This window comes from Niallia sp. FSL K6-0212 (genome assembly GCF_038007605.1).
Lineage (GTDB): Bacteria > Bacillota > Bacilli > Bacillales > Cytobacillaceae > Niallia > Niallia circulans.
The window spans coordinates 4,115,799-4,132,018 of sequence record NZ_JBBOXL010000001.1 but is presented as its reverse complement, the minus strand read 5'-3'; the positions used below and the strand labels follow the sequence as shown (position 1 = coordinate 4,132,018).

At 35.7% G+C, this 16,220-nt stretch carries 18 protein-coding genes; 17 read left to right on the top strand and 1 reads right to left on the bottom strand.

What is annotated here, in order from left to right; all coding sequences use genetic code 11:
• The first annotated feature begins 16 nt into the window (after window positions 1–16).
• The 7 genes from MHH96_RS19765 to MHH96_RS19735 all read left to right on the top strand — a co-directional run bounded on the left by MHH96_RS19765 (window position 17) and on the right by MHH96_RS19735 (window position 6,962).
• Entirely contained in the window at window positions 17–1,279 is a 1,263-nt protein-coding gene (locus tag MHH96_RS19765; protein ID WP_061796513.1) for a tetratricopeptide repeat protein, read from the top strand.
• 138 nt (window positions 1,280–1,417) lie between these two features.
• Window positions 1,418–1,963, top strand: a complete 546-nt coding sequence (locus MHH96_RS19760) for a ReoY family proteolytic degradation factor (protein ID WP_047940375.1) — start codon at window positions 1,418–1,420, stop codon at window positions 1,961–1,963.
• Between the two features lie 125 nt (window positions 1,964–2,088).
• Window positions 2,089–2,682 carry a DUF1405 domain-containing protein gene (locus tag MHH96_RS19755; protein WP_047940376.1) on the top strand — a complete coding sequence of 198 codons (594 nt, stop codon included), beginning with the start codon at window positions 2,089–2,091 and terminating at the stop codon, window positions 2,680–2,682.
• Between the two features lie 73 nt (window positions 2,683–2,755).
• On the top strand, window positions 2,756–3,556 hold the full coding sequence (ypjB, locus tag MHH96_RS19750; protein ID WP_047940377.1) for a sporulation protein YpjB: 801 nt from the start codon (window positions 2,756–2,758) through the stop codon (window positions 3,554–3,556).
• A 67-nt stretch (window positions 3,557–3,623) separates the two neighbouring features.
• Complete coding sequence (locus MHH96_RS19745; protein ID WP_047940378.1) at window positions 3,624–4,298, top strand: zinc metallopeptidase; 675 nt, start codon at window positions 3,624–3,626, stop codon at window positions 4,296–4,298.
• A gap of 312 nt (window positions 4,299–4,610) precedes the next feature.
• Entirely contained in the window at window positions 4,611–5,795 is a 1,185-nt protein-coding gene (locus MHH96_RS19740) for an MFS transporter (RefSeq protein ID WP_061796566.1), read from the top strand.
• Window positions 5,796–5,927: 132 nt separating this feature from the next.
• Window positions 5,928–6,962 (top strand): serine hydrolase domain-containing protein, encoded by a 1,035-nt coding sequence (locus tag MHH96_RS19735; RefSeq protein ID WP_061796508.1) that lies wholly within the window; start codon window positions 5,928–5,930, stop codon window positions 6,960–6,962.
• 83 nt (window positions 6,963–7,045) lie between these two features.
• Here MHH96_RS19735 and MHH96_RS19730 read toward each other — a convergent pair whose 3' ends face one another.
• Window positions 7,046–7,924 (bottom strand): YitT family protein, encoded by an 879-nt coding sequence (locus tag MHH96_RS19730; protein WP_341117895.1) that lies wholly within the window; start codon window positions 7,922–7,924, stop codon window positions 7,046–7,048.
• Window positions 7,925–8,153: 229 nt separating this feature from the next.
• On the opposite strand from MHH96_RS19730, the gene MHH96_RS19725 reads away from it, so the two are divergent.
• From MHH96_RS19725 to panD, 10 genes are all read left to right on the top strand, one after another.
• Window positions 8,154–8,486 carry a nucleotide pyrophosphohydrolase gene (locus MHH96_RS19725; protein WP_047940381.1) on the top strand — a complete coding sequence of 111 codons (333 nt, stop codon included), beginning with the start codon at window positions 8,154–8,156 and terminating at the stop codon, window positions 8,484–8,486.
• 30 nt (window positions 8,487–8,516) lie between these two features.
• Entirely contained in the window at window positions 8,517–9,317 is an 801-nt protein-coding gene (gene dapB / locus MHH96_RS19720; RefSeq protein ID WP_047940382.1) for a 4-hydroxy-tetrahydrodipicolinate reductase, read from the top strand.
• Between the two features lie 13 nt (window positions 9,318–9,330).
• Entirely contained in the window at window positions 9,331–9,777 is a 447-nt protein-coding gene (gene mgsA, locus MHH96_RS19715; protein ID WP_047940383.1) for a methylglyoxal synthase, read from the top strand.
• On the top strand, window positions 9,767–10,480 hold the full coding sequence (bshB1, locus tag MHH96_RS19710; RefSeq protein WP_341118140.1) for a bacillithiol biosynthesis deacetylase BshB1: 714 nt from the start codon (window positions 9,767–9,769) through the stop codon (window positions 10,478–10,480). Before mgsA ends, bshB1 begins: the two co-directional genes overlap by 11 nt.
• A complete protein-coding gene (gene bshA / locus MHH96_RS19705; RefSeq protein ID WP_341117893.1) occupies window positions 10,477–11,631 on the top strand; it encodes an N-acetyl-alpha-D-glucosaminyl L-malate synthase BshA in 1,155 nt (384 codons plus the stop codon). The genes bshB1 and bshA overlap by 4 nt, the downstream gene beginning before the upstream one ends.
• Window positions 11,615–12,820: a CCA tRNA nucleotidyltransferase gene (locus MHH96_RS19700; protein ID WP_144580856.1), complete on the top strand. Its 1,206-nt coding sequence runs from the start codon at window positions 11,615–11,617 to the stop codon at window positions 12,818–12,820. Before bshA ends, MHH96_RS19700 begins: the two co-directional genes overlap by 17 nt.
• A complete protein-coding gene (locus tag MHH96_RS19695; RefSeq protein ID WP_047940386.1) occupies window positions 12,805–13,788 on the top strand; it encodes a biotin--[acetyl-CoA-carboxylase] ligase in 984 nt (327 codons plus the stop codon). Before MHH96_RS19700 ends, MHH96_RS19695 begins: the two co-directional genes overlap by 16 nt.
• A 239-nt stretch (window positions 13,789–14,027) precedes the next feature.
• On the top strand, window positions 14,028–14,867 hold the full coding sequence (panB, locus tag MHH96_RS19690) for a 3-methyl-2-oxobutanoate hydroxymethyltransferase (protein WP_047940387.1): 840 nt from the start codon (window positions 14,028–14,030) through the stop codon (window positions 14,865–14,867).
• Entirely contained in the window at window positions 14,864–15,724 is an 861-nt protein-coding gene (panC, locus tag MHH96_RS19685; RefSeq protein ID WP_341117891.1) for a pantoate--beta-alanine ligase, read from the top strand. The genes panB and panC overlap by 4 nt, the downstream gene beginning before the upstream one ends.
• Window positions 15,725–15,753: 29 nt before the next feature.
• Complete coding sequence (gene panD, locus MHH96_RS19680) at window positions 15,754–16,137, top strand: aspartate 1-decarboxylase (protein WP_047940389.1); 384 nt, start codon at window positions 15,754–15,756, stop codon at window positions 16,135–16,137.
• The last annotated feature ends 83 nt before the right edge of the window (window positions 16,138–16,220 follow it).

Below are 16,220 nucleotides of genomic sequence, written 5' to 3'. Positions count from 1 at the left end.
TAGAGAGGATTATTATATGGAAAGAGTTAATGAAATTATTTCTTTATTAGAGGACGGTCAACAAGACAAAGCATTAAAATATTACCAGAATGTATTAAAATCGGGAAATAATGAAGAAAGGTTTGTGCTGGGTGAAGAATTATTTCAGTTAGGCTTTTTGGAGGAAGCTAAAGATTTATTCTTAGTTTTACTGGAAGCTTACCCAGAAGAAGGGGAATTACTTGTTCTTGCTGCGGAAGTAGAAATGGAAATAGGCAATGAAGAAGCCGCGATTTCTTATTTAGAACAATTAAACCCGAATGATCCTTCATTTCCTCAAGCTTTGCTATTGCTTGCTGATCTCTATCAAATGGATGGGTTATATGAGGTTAGCGAACAAAAACTAAAAGAAGCGCAAAAAATTTTACCAGATGAAGTAATTATCGATTTTGCGTTAGGTGAATTATATGCAGAACAAGGAAAAATTACCGAGGCGATTAAGTCCTACCAAAAGGTGTTACCGAAAGAGGAAAATATCGCTGGCGTAAATATAAATGGGAGAATTGCAGATAATCTAAGTGCTGGGGGAGCATTTGAAGATGCTATTCCTTATTATGAAAAAGCGCTCGAGGAAAAAGTCGAGATTAATACGCTCTTTAATCTTGCTTTGACTGCATCGCAAGCAGGATTATATACAATTGCTATAAATCGGTTTGAAGAGGTAAAAGCACTAGATCCTTCTTATCATTCCTTATATCTCTATTTAGCTCGCAGCTATGAGCAGGAAGAAATGCTGAATGAAGCGTATAATACAGTTATCGAGGGAATTAAGCAAGATGAGTTTAATAAAGATTTGTACTTATATGGTGGTAAATTGGCTTTAAAACGTGGTGACGAGCAAAAGGCTGAGGAACATTTTAGAGAAGCGCTTGCAATAGATCCTGAATACACAGAAGCAGTTCTTTTATTAAATAAATTATTTTTAACACAAGATCGATTTGATGATGTCCTAGAGTTAATTGAGATGATGGATAACCAAGAAATAGAAGAACCTCAATTACATTGGGATGCTGCTAAAGCATTTCATGGAATCGAAAAATATTCAGAGGCATTAAACAAATATCAATTAGCATATACTTTCTTTAAAGAAGTTCCAGATTTTCTATATGATTATGGATATTTTCTTTTAGAAGAAGGAAAAAGAAAGGATGCTGCCGAAATTTTTAATATGCTTTTACAAACAGATCCAAGTAATGAAGAGTATATTGAAATATTACAACGCCTTACGGATAACGAATAAAGTTATTGGATGAACCAGATTTAATAATAACGTTGTCAAAAGGCTTATCAAGAGCAAAGAGAATTGTCATTTCCTTAGACGCAGGTAAAACAGGTTGGATAGTAAAAATTTGTTGCAAGCAGAGGAGGGAATTACAAAATGAAAACCCCTGTATCTGTCAACGAGAAAAAAGACTTCATTCGTTGGTTTTTGAATCACTATCAATTGAAGAGACGGGAATGTGTATGGATTTTAAATTATTTAATGAGTCATGATCAATTGATGGAAAAAGTCCATTTTGTTGAAAATGCAGAGAAATGTCCAAGAGGTTTAATTATGTCCACGCATTGTGTAGATGAAGTACCTTTTAGATTTTATAAAGAAAATGTGATGACTACAGATGCAGAAAAGTCTTTTCATGATATCCGCCTTAATCGTGATGAAGATATTTATATTCAGCTTAATTTTTATGCATCGAATCAAGTTCATCAATATGCAGCTGTGTTAGTTGAAAATCCATTTATGCCGAAAAAACTGCAAATTACCGAAAAAGATAAAATGATTGCAGAACAATTTTTAGTGAAGAGTATAGAAAAATTCCAAAAAGAAAAACTTCTCCAATTAATTGATGAGGCATTAGACAATGGCGATAAAGAGATGTTTATTACCTTAACAAATCAATTGAAGTTCTTTCAAAATAAATGAAAAAGCAGTTAGTCCCGTAAAGCTGATAATAGACTTTGCGGGATTATTTTAATATCGATAGATTTTCCGATACTTTATAAACTATGGTAAAATAGGACGATAAAGATAGAAAAAGGAGAAAAAGTGTGAGAAGCATTTACATGATATTAAGTAATCGATCTTTTATTGGACTATTACTCGCTATTAACCTCTTCGGAACGGTTTATGGCTATTATTGGTATAGATATCAGTTGGCGGAAACACCGGCGAAATTTTTATTGTTTGTACCTGATAGTCCAACGGCAAGCCTTTTTTTTGTGCTAGTATTGATCGCGTTTTTATGGAGAAAAAACTGGCCGCTAATGGAAGCGCTGGCAGTAGTAACATTATTTAAATATGGTATATGGGCAGTAGTTATGAACTTCCTTGTTTATTTTGAAACAGGAAAAATTGGCATTGATTCATGGATGCTCATTATTTCACATGGGGCAATGGCCATTCAAGGATTATTATATATTCCTTTTTATCGTTTTAAATGGGGGCATATTATTCTCGTAGCGATTTGGACATTGCATAATGATGTGATAGATTATGTGTTTAAAATGATGCCTAAATATAGTGTATTAGATCAATATATGGCAAATATCGGCTACTTTACTTTCTGGCTCAGTGTTTTAAGTCTATCGATTGCCTATTATGCCTATAAAAAGAGCGAGGAATTACAATGGAGGATTCAATAGAATTGCATTTTTTTTAGTCTAACCTTGTCCAACTCATCATACATTTTTAATAGTAGATAGAGGAGGGACAAGAATGAAGGCTAAATTGGTTATGTTGTTAATGATATTGATTTTACTTTTGCCTATTTCTTTTTCTGTATATGCAGACCAAAAAACGCCTGCAAAGGAATTGGATGAACTAGATACGCTTTCAGATGAGGTATTACAGCTTGTACGATCAGAACGTTATGAGGATGCAAAAAAAATTCTTGATTATTTTTCGAACCAGTTTAGCTCAGTTAGTGTAAATGGAAGTCCATTTACAGTAGATGAACGGAGGATTTTAACTGGTACACATGATGAAGCGGTAGAGGCAATCACTAATCAATCAATTAAAAATGACGAACGGATAAATTCGGTAACGAAATTTCGATTGGCGGTTGATGCTGTTTCATCAGGTGAACAACCTTTATGGACACAGATGGAAGAACCTGTTATGTCAACCTATCGAGAGATGAAGGATGCTATCCTTTTAGATGATAAGGAAAAATTTGATGAAAAGTTAGATTCTTTTCTATCGTTATATCAAATTATTTATCCAAGTCTTAAGCTGGATGTTTCCGCCGCACAATTTCAAGAATTAAACTCCCTTGTAGAGTTTATGAATACGTATCGATTACAAGTTTTTAATCAACAAGGCGATTTGGAGGAAGTAACCCAATTAGAAAGTGAATTGCAGGATGTTTTTAATCAACTCTATGAAGATGAGGCAGATCCCTCTTTATGGTGGGTAATTATTTCGACCGGAAGTATTATTATCCTTACTTTATCCTACGTTGGCTGGCGGAAATATCTCGGGGATAAAGCGGAAAAAAGAAAAACAAAAAAGGGATAATATTTGACTTTGGTGTTTTTCCTGCTTACAATAAAAATATACTACAAGAAATAATAGGGGGAAAAACATGATTTTTATATATTTTATTCTAATAATTCTCATCCCTATTTGGGCACAAATGAAGGTGAAGAGTGCATACAAAAAATATTCCAAAGTAGCTTCTTCCTCCCATATGTCCGGTAGAGAGGTAGCGAGAAGAATATTAGATTCTAATGGGCTTTATGATGTATCTGTCGAGGAAACAAGAGGGGTATTGTCTGACCATTATGATCCCCGTTCTAAAGTTGTCCGTTTATCTACTGATAACTATCATGGGCATTCAGTAGCAGCTGCTGCTATTGCAGCACATGAAGTTGGTCATGCTATCCAAGATCAGCAAGAATACTCTTTCTTACGTTTTCGTTCTACATTAGTTCCAGTTGCTAATTTTGGAAGCAATGCATCGTGGATATTTATCTTAATTGGAATGTTTGCAAGACTTCCAGAGATGATGTTATTAGGTATCATCTTAATGGCGGCCGGCGTATTGTTTCAATTTGTTACACTTCCAGTGGAATTTAACGCATCTAACCGTGCGATGGATCAAGTTGTGTCATTAGGGATTATAAGAAACGATGAGGAAAGAGAAACGAAAAAAGTGTTGAATGCAGCAGCATTAACATATGTGGCAGCGGCAGCAGTTGCTGTTCTCGAACTAGTTCGTTTGCTGTTGATTTATACAGGAATGTTAAGAGATGAATAGAAATTAAAAATAAGCTGGGCTTTAATTTATCCAGTCGAAACTAAACCCAACCAATGATACGAAAGCCTTTCGTATCATTGGTTGGGTTTTTTCTCCATCAAAAAAGAAGATTTGTGGTATTACACGGAACTTTTTATGGGAGAGAAATATCTTGATGAATCAAGTTCTTTGAATTTTGAGTTTTTAGAAAATTATAGATTTTAAAAGATGCTAGGTGTATAATAAACAATGCCATTTACATAAAAGAAAACAAAAGAAAGAAGGGTTTTTTTGCAAACTGCTGAATATGTACAAGGGAAAAAGCGGCAGGAGATGACTATTTATCGGATTTTATTTGCGATAAGTCTTGGACATTTTTTGAATGATTGTATGCAATCGGTTGTGCCTGCCTTATTTCCTGTTATCCAAAAGTCAATGGAATTAAATTATACACAAATTGGTTGGATTGCCTTTGCATTAAACATTACATCCTCTATTTTACAACCTGTGTTTGGTGTTTTGGCAGATAAAAGGCCAGCACCATATTTATTGCCGATTGCAATGTTCTCAAGCTTAATCGGAATGCTGGGCCTTTCTCTCGCTCCAAATTTTTACTTGGTCTTATTATCCGTTTTATTTATTGGATTTGGTTCCGCTATCTTCCATCCAGAAGGATCTCGTGTTTCTTATATGGCAGCCGGAGCGAAACGCGGGCTTGCCCAATCAATTTATCAAGTGGGCGGAAATGCAGGTCAGTCATTAGCACCTGTATTTACTGCTTTTATTTTTGTACGAACAGGTCAATTCGGAACCATTTGGTTTACTCTTCTAGCTACAATTGGCATGATTGTATTATTTCAAGTATCAACTTGGTATAAGAGAGAATTGTATATTAGAAATCCACAAAGGAAACAACAAGGAAAGCGGGAATTTGTTGTTAATAAAGAAATTATTCTGGCAATATGTTTATTAATTTTCCTTGTATTTGCACGTTCGTGGTATGGAGCGGGAATTAGTAATTTCCTTCACTTTTATTTAATAGAGAAGTTTGGCTTAAGTATTGAAAATGCGCAAATATTTGTTTTTGTGTTTTTACTTGCTGGTGTAATTGGGACTTTTCTTGGTGGACCATTGGCAGATCGCTTTGGGAAAAGAACGATTCTTCTCTTTTCTTTAATCGGATCTGCACCGTTTGCTTTACTACTCCCACATATGCCGTTTTGGCTAATAGGACCTTTATTATTTATCATCGGCTTTATTTTACAGTCTAGTTTCAGTGTGACCGTTGTTTATGCACAAGAGCTGCTTCCAGGTATGATTGGCCTTGTGTCTGGCTTAATTGTAGGGTTAGCATTTGGAATGGGGGCACTTGGTGGAGTAATCTTTGGTGTTATTGGAGACGCATTTAGTTTGCAAGCAATTATGATTATTTGTAGCCTGCTGCCGCTATTAGGAATATTGACATATATACTACCAACGGATAAGCGGGTTAGTGAAATTCATTCCTCTTTAAAATAAGGTAATAGCTAGAATATCATTTCTTATAGACGGCGAGAGAAGCTTCGGCTTTGAGATAATTATAATCTAAATAGATCGTACGTTCGTTTTTTTATGCTATAATTGCCCTAAAAGAAAATAGGAGGAGTTGGGATGGCACTAACAAATCTAAATGTAAAAGAACGAATGAATCATTATAAGATAGCTGGTTTAAGCATAGCGGTAATACAAGATGGAAAACTTAGTTGTATCAAACAGTATGGCATGAAGGAATCAGGTAAAACGGATAAAATTAATGAACAGACAAGCTTCCATTCTGCTTCTATAAGTAAGTTTGTGACAGCTATGCTGGTTTTAAAGCTAGTAGAGACTGGACTGCTTGATTTAGATGAAGATGTTAATGTTAAACTTAGCTCCTGGCATTTAACAGCAAATAAACAGATAAAAGGCAAAAAAGTAACTTTAAGAGATCTTTTGAGTCATCAATCAGGTATTATTGACCCAGAAGGTAGTTTTAGTGAATGGAAAGAAAACGAGGAGGTTCCTCCTATGATAGACATATTAGAAGGAACTTCCGTATTCAATCGGCAGAAAATACAGATTAGTTGTGAACCAATGAGTGCATTTCATTACTCGGACGCTGGCTTTTGCATTATTCAACAACTGATTGAAGATACTTTGCAGAAATCTTTTCACATAGTATTAAAAGAATTTCTCTTTCAGCCTTTACATATGAATCAGAGCTGTATTGATATAAGAGGTGTCGAAAATATTTCTTCTGGTCATGATAAAAAAGGACAGATTGTCTACGGAAGCTACCCCTTTTATCCTTATCCAGCAGCCTGTGGTATTTGGACTACTCCCGCTGATTTAGCGATTTTAGTATTGGAATTAATGAATGCTTTGGAAGGTAGAAGTCAATTAGGATTATCGAGAAAAAATGCTAAGGATATAATCAGTCCGCAAGGGAACAAAAATTGGATCGGACTGAGCGTGTTTTTAGATAGTTCTAATAAAGAAGTGGAAATTTCTTCATTAGGATGGGGGATTGGATTTCAGAGCATGCTTGTAGCTTACCCATTATTAAAAAAAGGCGCGATAATTATGACAAATACTGATTTAGGTGTACATCAAATGAAAGGGATAATAGGTGAGATCTATCATTCTATTTTTGGCAATGATTATTAAGTCAATAGTAAGAACAAAAAAATTGTATTCATCATTGCGAGTATTTTCTTTCATTAAATGCAAAGTGAATACAATTTTTTAGTTTATTTCTCGAGAGGCTGTTTATATTCATCTAAAGTGAAACCTTCACCCATTACATCATGAACGACACTAACCGATACAAATGCATGTGGATCTATGCTTGTAATGATGCTTTTTAAACGAACAATTTCTGTTTTTGCGACAACACAATAAAGTACTTCGCGATCTTGTTTAGTAAAAGAACCATGTCCTTTTAATACAGTAACACCACGATCCATTTCACTCATTATCTTATTAGCGATTTTTTCGTTATCGTCAGAAATGATCATCGCTCCTCTAGCTGCATATGCGCCTTCTTGAATAAAGTCGATTACTCTTGCCCCAACAAAAACAGCAACCAATGTATACATTGCTTCTCTGTATGATAGATAGGTGATCAATGAAAGCGTAATGACACAAAAGTCAAAAAAGAACATGGTTTTTCCCATACTCCATCCGAAATACTTAAACCCTAATCTAGCTATGATATCAACTCCGCCAGTTGTCCCTCCATAGCGGAAAATAATACCTAAGCCGACACCAATGAATGTTCCTGCAAATAAAGAAGCTAGAGTCAAATCTTCAGTGAGGGGAATATGTAACTCGATCTTTGGAAGCTGAAAAAACCAGAGGAAAATAGACACTGCTACGGTTCCAATAATCGTGTAAATAAAAACATTTCTTCCTAATAACTTCCATCCAATGAAAAATAAAGGGATATTTAGCAGTAAATTTGTGATGGAAGGATCCCAATTCCATAATGCATATAATAAAAGCGTAATACCAGTAAAACCGCCTTCTGCTAAATTGTTCTGCATATTGAAATGAACAATACCGAAGGAAAATATCGCAGATCCTAAAAGGATGAACAAGATATTTTTAACTTTAATACTTTTAAACATCGACTCGCCTTCTTTCTTAGACAAAATGCATTATTATTAGCGTATCCATTATATCGAATCACATGCAGTTGGGCAATCTAGCAGATAAGCAAGAAAAAAGAATGTTAGGTAAATAAAGACAAGCATTTTTAGGTACTTATATCAATATCGTCAAAAATGTTTGTAAAAATGGTTTAGATTAGCTAACATGGAATTGGATAAGATTACTTATTGACTAGAGGTGCTTATATTGAATCAGGAAAAAACGGTGAAGGACATACAAAGAGAAGTAGATGAATACATAGGACAATTTAAAGAAGGTTATTTCAGTCCGCTGGCTATGCTTGCCCGTCTGACAGAAGAGTTAGGAGAGCTGGCTAGAGAAGTAAACCATTACTATGGAGAGAAACCAAAAAAAGAAACGGAAACAGAGAAAGAAATTACGGATGAAATGGGGGATATGCTGTTCGTGTTAACTTGTTTAGCCAATTCACTTAATATCGATTTAGAAGAAGCGCATAATCGTGTTATGCATAAATTTAATACACGGGATAAAGATCGTTGGACAAGAAAAGATCAATAAAGACAAAATACATACTAAGGAGTTAGGACATTGAATAAAGTAAAAATCGTAATCGCAGGACCTAGAGGCAGAATGGGAAAAGAAGCAGTTTATTTAATGGGAAGAACAGAGAATTTTGAACTTGTTGCAGTTTTAGATCATAAGAATGAGGGGAAAAGCTTAAAAGAGATAGAAGGCTTTGCTTCTTATGATGTACCAGTATATACGGATATAGAAAAATGTCTACAAACAGAAAAGCCGGATGTACTTATTGATTTAACAACGCCTGAGTTCGGGATGCATCATGCTAAAACAGCTTTAAGCTATGGCGTTAGACCAGTAGTAGGAACAACCGGATTTACTAAAGAAAACTTAGCCGAATTAGAAAAATTATGTGAAGAAATGAATCGCGGCTGTATCATTGCGCCAAATTTTGCTTTGGGTGCTGTGTTAATGATGAAATTCTCTAAAATGGCTGCACGCTATTTTGCAGATGTGGAAATTATGGAAATGCATCATGATCAAAAACTGGATGCACCATCTGGAACTGCTGTAAAAACAGCCGAGCTTATTGCGGAAGTAAGAGAAAGCAAAAAACAAGGTCATCCAGACGAAAAAGAGACCATTCCAGGAGCAAGAGGCGCAGATTTTGATGGAATGAGAATACACTCTACACGTCTGCCAGGCTTAATTGCCCATCAACAGGTTATGTTCGGATCAGATGGAGAGTCATTAACCATTAGACATGATTCTTATAATCGGGCTTCCTTTATGTCAGGTGTTAAATTTGCAGTAGAAGAGGTATTAAAGGTAAATGTATTGATATACGGTTTAGAAAATATTATGGAGTAGGAGTGGAATTAGGATGAACATTGCTTTAATTGCTCATGATAAAAAGAAAAATGACATGGTTGCTTTTGTTGTTGCTTATAAAAATATATTTGCAAAGCATACTTTATACGCAACTGGAACAACAGGTGGTAGAATTCAAGAAGCAACAGGGTTAGATGTACATCGTTTTCATTCAGGACCACTCGGCGGTGATCAAGAAATTGGCTCTTATATTGCTAATAATGATATGGATATGGTTTTTTTCTTTAGAGATCCTTTAACAGCACAGCCTCATGAACCTGATGTTACAGCATTAATCCGTTTATGTGATGTTTATTCTGTTCCTCTAGCAACAAATATGGGAACTGGAGAAGTATTAATTCGAGGACTCGAGCAAGGTGACATAGATTGGAGAAAGATAGTTCATGGAAAGACAGAACCAGTGGCAAAAAAATTCACAGAAAAACTCAATGATAACTGATGAAATAGATATACTCGCTTTTGGTGCTCATGCCGATGATGTAGAAATCGGCATGGGTGCAACTATTGCAAAATATGCCGCACATGGGAGAAGGATTATAATTTGTGATTTAACAGAAAGTAATCTTTCTTCAAATGGCACAGTACAAAGACGTAAACAAGAAGCGGAAAAGGCAGGAGAAGTCTTGGGGATTGCTGAAAGGATTACATTGCAGATTCCTGATCGAGGTTTATATCTAGAAGAAAATGCTATAAAAAAAGTAGTGGAAGTGATTCGTACATACAAACCAAAGTTAGTGTTTTCCCCTTATTGGGAAGATAGACATCCAGATCATGGAAATTGCACCAGAATTGTGAAGGAAGCAGTCTTTTCAGCAGGTATAAAAAACTATCGGGTTGGAAATACATCAGCACATAAAGTACAGAATCAATACTATTATATGATAAATGGTTTTCATAAACCTGATTTTGTTATTGATATTAGCGATTATATGGAGCAAAAGCAAGCTAGTTTAAATTGTTATCAAAGTCAATTTGTTAAAGGTGAAAACAGTGTGGAAACCCCATTAACAAATGGTTATATTGACACAATAGAAGCAAGAGAAAAACTGTTTGGCAAAGAAGTTGGTGTGATTTATGCAGAAGGATTTATAAAATCTAAGCCAATATTATTAAATCAAGATTTATTAGGTGGAGACAAATGAAAAAATTAAAAATCGGCATTACCTGTTATCCAACAGTTGGCGGATCAGGGGTTATTGCAACAGAATTAGGAAAGATGCTGGCTGAGAGAGGACACGAAATTCACTTTATTTCTTCCAGTATTCCTTTTCGTTTAAATAAAATGTATCCGAATATTTATTACCATCAAGTGGAAGTAAATCAATATGCTGTTTTTCAATATCCGCCATACGATTTAGCATTAAGCAGCAAAATGGCAGAAGTCATTAATCGAGAAGAGTTAGACTTGCTGCATGTTCACTATGCAATCCCACACGCTGTTTGTGCTATATTAGCAAAACAGATGAGCAACAGGGACGTCAAAATAGTTACAACGCTTCATGGCACGGATATAACAGTACTAGGATATGATCCATCACTTGCAGCGGGAATACGTTTTGGAATTGAAAAATCAGATCTAGTAACAGCAGTTTCTAATTCATTAATCGCACAAACTCATGAAGTAATTGAGCCAAACAAAGAAATACTCCCTGTTTATAATTTTATTGATGAGCGAATTTATCGTAAAGTCGACGTAAGTCATTTGAAAAAAGAACTGGCAATTTCCGATACAGAAAAAGTTGTTATTCATGTCTCTAATTTTAGAGGAGTGAAAAGAGTTACGGATGTTGTACAAGCATTCAAACAAATCGCAAATCAGATTCCAGCAAAACTATTGCTTGTTGGTGATGGACCGGAAATGTCGAAGGTGACCAAATTAGTGGATGAGCTCCAATTAAGACAAAAGGTATTATTCCTTGGCAAACAAGAGAATTTGGAGGAGCTCTATTCTTTAAGTGATCTCATGCTGCTTCTTTCGGAAAAAGAAAGCTTCGGTTTAGTGGCATTAGAAGCGATGGCGTGCGGGGTTCCCGTCATAGGAACAAATGTCGGCGGTATTCCCGAGGTAATTGTTCCAAATGAGACAGGCTATATTTGTGAACTTGGAGATATAGAAGATATTGCTGAACATTCGATAAAGCTGTTAACGGATGAAAAGAAGCATGCCCAATTTTCACAGCGTTCGATTTCGAGAGTACGAGATTATTTCAAGGCCGATATCATCGTTGACCAATATATAGAGATTTATAAATCTATTTTAGAAACTGGTGAAATGAATGATAAATCCGTTTAAAGAAGCTCTCCCGATTATTAATAAAATCGAGGAAGCGGGTTATGAAGCATATTTTGTAGGAGGAGCAGTTCGCGACCATTTATTAAATAAGCAAATTCATGATATCGATATCGCTTCTTCCGCAACGCCGGAAGAAATTAAATCGATCTTTCCTCACACTATTGATGTGGGGATTGCCCATGGAACCGTGATGGTAATATGGGATCAACATACATATGAAATAACAACTTTTCGAACAGAATCCACATATCGAGATTACCGCAGACCAGAGCAAGTATATTTTGTACGAGAGCTAAAAGAAGATCTAAAACGCCGTGATTTCACCATTAATGCAATGGCAATGGATAAAAACGGCCATGTCATCGATTATTTCAATGGGAAAGAATCCTTAGAAAAGAAAGAAATTAAAACAGTTGGCAATCCGAACGAACGTTTTCAAGAAGACGCGTTAAGAATAATGAGAGGAATTCGGTTTGTGAGTACTTTAGGCTTCCACCTAGAGACAGAAACGCTGAATGGCATTAGAAATAATCGACAGCTGCTTTCAAAAATAGCGGTAGAGAGAATAACCGCTGAATTTGAAAAACTATTACATGGTCCATGGTGTTTGGAAGCTTTAGAAATTATGGTAGAAACTAAGATGTATCAAATTTTACCGATGCTATCCTCAGAAGAAAAAGGGATTTCTAAATTCGCAAAATTACCGCTGACCAAGCTTGAATTGCAAGAAAAATGGGCTGTTTTACTTTTATGTCTAGGAAGGAAGGAGAAGCACCAGATAGAATTGTTTTTGCGAGCATGGAAGTTATCGGTCAAGCAAATAAAGGCTATTCAAAAGCTAATATATTGGATGCTGCAAAGAGAACAGATGACTAATTGGTCTAATCAGGCGCTGTATTTTGCTACATTATCTGTTGCGGTTAGTGTGGAAAAAATGTATCAACTTTTAAAAAATAACGAGGTAAACATAGATATTGTTCATCTAGAAGAAAGGTATGAGAAGCTGCCGATTAAATCAATGGAAGAACTTAAAATTGGCGGAAACGATCTATTAAGCTGGACAGAAAAAAAACCTGGTCCGTGGATAAAAGATGTTCTCTCCTTAGTGGAAAGGAATGTCGTAGAAGAAAAGCTTTCTAATGACAAGCAATTAATAAAGGAGTGGCTGAAACAATGTCATCAGATATAAGAAAAGGATTAATTGAAGCCTTTACTAATAACCCTGATCAATATTTATCTGGTGAATCGCTAGCAGAACTTTTAGGGTGTTCGCGAACAGCCATTTGGAAACATATTGAGTCATTGCGAAAAGATGGCTTTATATTAGAAGCTGTCCGCAAAAAAGGCTATCGAATTATCAGTTCACCAGAAAAAATTGTGCCGGATAAAATTTTTTTTGGCTTAAATACGAAGTACATGGGAAGAAATATTCATTTTGAAGACTCGGTGGATTCTACTCAAACTATTGCCCAGAAACTTGCGCTGGAGGGAGCAGAAGAGGGAACATTAGTGATAGCAGAAGAGCAATTAGGGGGCAGAGGACGGTTAGAAAGAAAATGGCAATCACCTAAATATAAGGGAATATGGATGAGTCTTATTTTAAAACCGAACATTCCGATAATGAGAGCGCCGCAGCTGACATTGCTGACAGCTGTTGCAGTCGTCCAAGGAATTCATGAAGTAACTGGGGTGCAAGCAGATATTAAATGGCCAAATGATCTTTTATTGCATGGAAAAAAACTAACAGGCATCTTAACAGAAATGCAAGCAGATAGTGATAGAGTTCATTCGTTGATCATCGGAATAGGAATTAATGTGAATCAGCAGCTTGAGGACTTTGAGAAAGATCTCCAATCAAGTGCCACTTCTATTTATCTAGAAACACAAAAGAGCTGGGATCGGGCAGAACTTATCCAAGGAATCATGCTGCAGCTGGAAAAATTATATCAGCTTTATTTAGAGAAAGGTTTTTATCCAATCAAGCTTCTGTGGGAAAGCTATTCGGTGAGTCTAGGACAAAAAGTGACGGCTAATACGCTGAATGGAAGTATAGTGGGACTTGCAAAGGGTATTACAGAAGATGGTGTTTTGCTACTTGAAGATGAGCAAGGTGTTATGCATTCGATTTACTCTGCGGATATTTTGTTGGAAACGTAATTTGCCCATAGTCAGGATAGAGAAATATTTGTTATAATGCTTTTGTCGGGCAGTATCTTAATGAACTGCACCAGTTTGTTTGAATGTGCATAAACCATAATTTAATCTGCCTAGATCCACAATTGGACAAGGACAGAGGGATGAAAATAGACATATAAAACAATCCTTCTATGCTTTGTAGAAGGTTTTTTTTTCGTTTAAAGCCATTCCCTCTTCCTATTTAAAAGGAGGAAAACTTAGTGAAAGCAACAACTGATTTTATCAAAATGAAGCAGAAGGGTGAAAAGATTACGATGCTCACCGCATATGATTACCCTTCTGCTAAATTAGTTGAACAAGCAGGAACAGATTTAATATTGGTAGGGGATTCCTTGGGAATGGTTGTACTTGGATATAATTCTACCGTTCCAGTAACAATGGATGATATGATTCATCATGGAAAAGCGGTTAAACGCGGTGCTGAAGATACGTTTATCGTCATTGATATGCCGTTTATGAGCTATCATTTATCTCGTCGCGATACTTTATTAAATGCAGCAAGCTTGATCCAAGAAACAGGTGCAAATGCAGTAAAACTGGAAGGCGCAGACGATGTAATTGAACAAATCAACTATTTAACAAATGCTGGTATTCCAGTGATGGCGCACTTAGGTTTAACCCCTCAGTCAGTAGGTGTATTAGGTGGTTATAAAGTACAAGGAAAAAGTTCGGATGAAGCGAAGCGGCTTATGGATAATGCATTAAAATGCCAAGCGGCAGGAGCTTTTGCGATAGTATTGGAGTGTGTGCCGATGCAAGTTGCTAAAGAGGTGAGTAAGAGACTGGATATTCCTACAATCGGTATCGGAGCTGGAAGTGAAACAGATGGGCAAGTTCTTGTTTATCACGATTTGATCACATATGGTGTGGATCGAGTTGCAAAATTTGTAAAACAATATGCAAATGTCAATGAAGCTATTTCTCTTGCAATCGATCAATATATTTCTGAAGTGAAAATGGGGGCTTTTCCAGAAATGAAGCATAGCTTTCAGATGAAAGCGGAAGAAATAAAAAGCTTATATGGAGGAAACACCCAATGAATATCCTCACAAATCCGAAGCAATTACAGGATATAACTACTTCGTTACAAAAGAATCAAGTAACCATTGGCTTTGTGCCGACAATGGGGTATCTACATGAAGGACATCGAGCACTGCTTAAAGCTGCAAGAGAACAAAATGAAATTGTTATTATGAGTGTATTTGTCAATCCACTGCAATTTGGGCAAAATGAAGATTTTGCCTCCTATCCAAAAGATTTTGAACATGATAAACAAGTGGCAATGGAAGAAGGAGTAGATTATTTATTTCATCCATCTGTGGAAGAAATGTATCCAGGGCAAATGTCTGTGACTGTTAAAGTGGAAAAACGCACGAACTGTTTATGTGGTAAGTCAAGACCTGGTCATTTTGATGGAGTAGCAACTGTATTAACGAAGTTATTTCATTTAGTTCAGCCGACGAATGTTTATTTTGGTAAAAAAGATGCACAGCAAGTCGCAGTGGTAGATGGATTAATAGAAGATTTTCATTTTCCTATTAATCTAGTTGCCGTTAATACGGTAAGAGAAGAAGATGGCTTAGCAAAGAGTTCTAGAAATGTTCGCCTTACGCCAACCGAAAGGCAAGAGGCAGGTATTTTATATAAAGCTCTTAGTATAGCTAGAAGTGAATTAATAAAAGGAACTGCAGATAGAGAAATATTAAAAAATTCTATTATTGCTTTCATTGAAAGAGAGTCAAGCGGCAAGGTTGACTACTTTGAGATATTATCCTATCCCCAATTAGAGACATTAAAGGAGCTAAATGGGAAGATTATTATTGCGATTGCAGTCCAATTTAGTAAAGCAAGGCTAATAGACAATATAATTTTTGAATTAGACAATGCATCTAGATAAACATATGACTATAATGGAGGGTTATCCTTATGTTTCGGATAATGATGAACGGAAAAATCCATCGAGCTACTGTAACAGAAGCAAACTTAAATTATGTTGGCAGTATTACAATTGATGAAGATATTTTAGATGCGGTTGGAATGGTAGCGAATGAAAAAGTTCAAATTGTAAATAACAATAATGGTGCAAGATTAGAAACATATATTATCCCTGGTGAAAGAGGAACTGGGACGATTTGTTTAAACGGTGCAGCCGCAAGATTAGTTCAAGTAGGAGATATTGTTATTATCATTTCTTATTGTTATGTTTCAAATGAAGAGCTTACCCAGCATAAGCCTAAAGTAGCGATTATGGATGAAAACAATCGTATTACAACTATTCTTCAGCAAGAACCAGAGAAAACAGTGCTATAACAACAGAAAAAACTTAAAACCAAAATAATTATATAAATATTGCTTAATATGTACGTATATGATTCGGATTTCTATTTGGTTGG

Excerpts from the sequence above, each read along its gene's own strand:
- MHH96_RS19765 (WP_061796513.1), top strand. The coding sequence starts at position 17 with ATGGAAAGAGTTAATGAAATTATTTCTTTATTAGAGGACGGTCAACAA.
- MHH96_RS19760 (WP_047940375.1), top strand. The coding sequence starts at position 1,418 with ATGAAAACCCCTGTATCTGTCAACGAGAAAAAAGACTTCATTCGTTGG.
- ypjB (WP_047940377.1), top strand. The coding sequence starts at position 2,756 with ATGAAGGCTAAATTGGTTATGTTGTTAATGATATTGATTTTACTTTTG.
- MHH96_RS19745 (WP_047940378.1), top strand. The coding sequence starts at position 3,624 with ATGATTTTTATATATTTTATTCTAATAATTCTCATCCCTATTTGGGCA.
- MHH96_RS19740 (WP_061796566.1), top strand. The coding sequence starts at position 4,611 with ATGACTATTTATCGGATTTTATTTGCGATAAGTCTTGGACATTTTTTG.
- MHH96_RS19735 (WP_061796508.1), top strand. The coding sequence starts at position 5,928 with ATGGCACTAACAAATCTAAATGTAAAAGAACGAATGAATCATTATAAG.
- MHH96_RS19730 (WP_341117895.1), bottom strand. The coding sequence starts at position 7,924 with ATGTTTAAAAGTATTAAAGTTAAAAATATCTTGTTCATCCTTTTAGGA.
- mgsA (WP_047940383.1), top strand. The coding sequence starts at position 9,331 with ATGAACATTGCTTTAATTGCTCATGATAAAAAGAAAAATGACATGGTT.
- bshB1 (WP_341118140.1), top strand. The coding sequence starts at position 9,767 with ATGATAACTGATGAAATAGATATACTCGCTTTTGGTGCTCATGCCGAT.
- bshA (WP_341117893.1), top strand. The coding sequence starts at position 10,477 with ATGAAAAAATTAAAAATCGGCATTACCTGTTATCCAACAGTTGGCGGA.
- MHH96_RS19700 (WP_144580856.1), top strand. The coding sequence starts at position 11,615 with ATGATAAATCCGTTTAAAGAAGCTCTCCCGATTATTAATAAAATCGAG.
- MHH96_RS19695 (WP_047940386.1), top strand. The coding sequence starts at position 12,805 with ATGTCATCAGATATAAGAAAAGGATTAATTGAAGCCTTTACTAATAAC.
- panC (WP_341117891.1), top strand. The coding sequence starts at position 14,864 with ATGAATATCCTCACAAATCCGAAGCAATTACAGGATATAACTACTTCG.
- panD (WP_047940389.1), top strand. The coding sequence starts at position 15,754 with ATGTTTCGGATAATGATGAACGGAAAAATCCATCGAGCTACTGTAACA.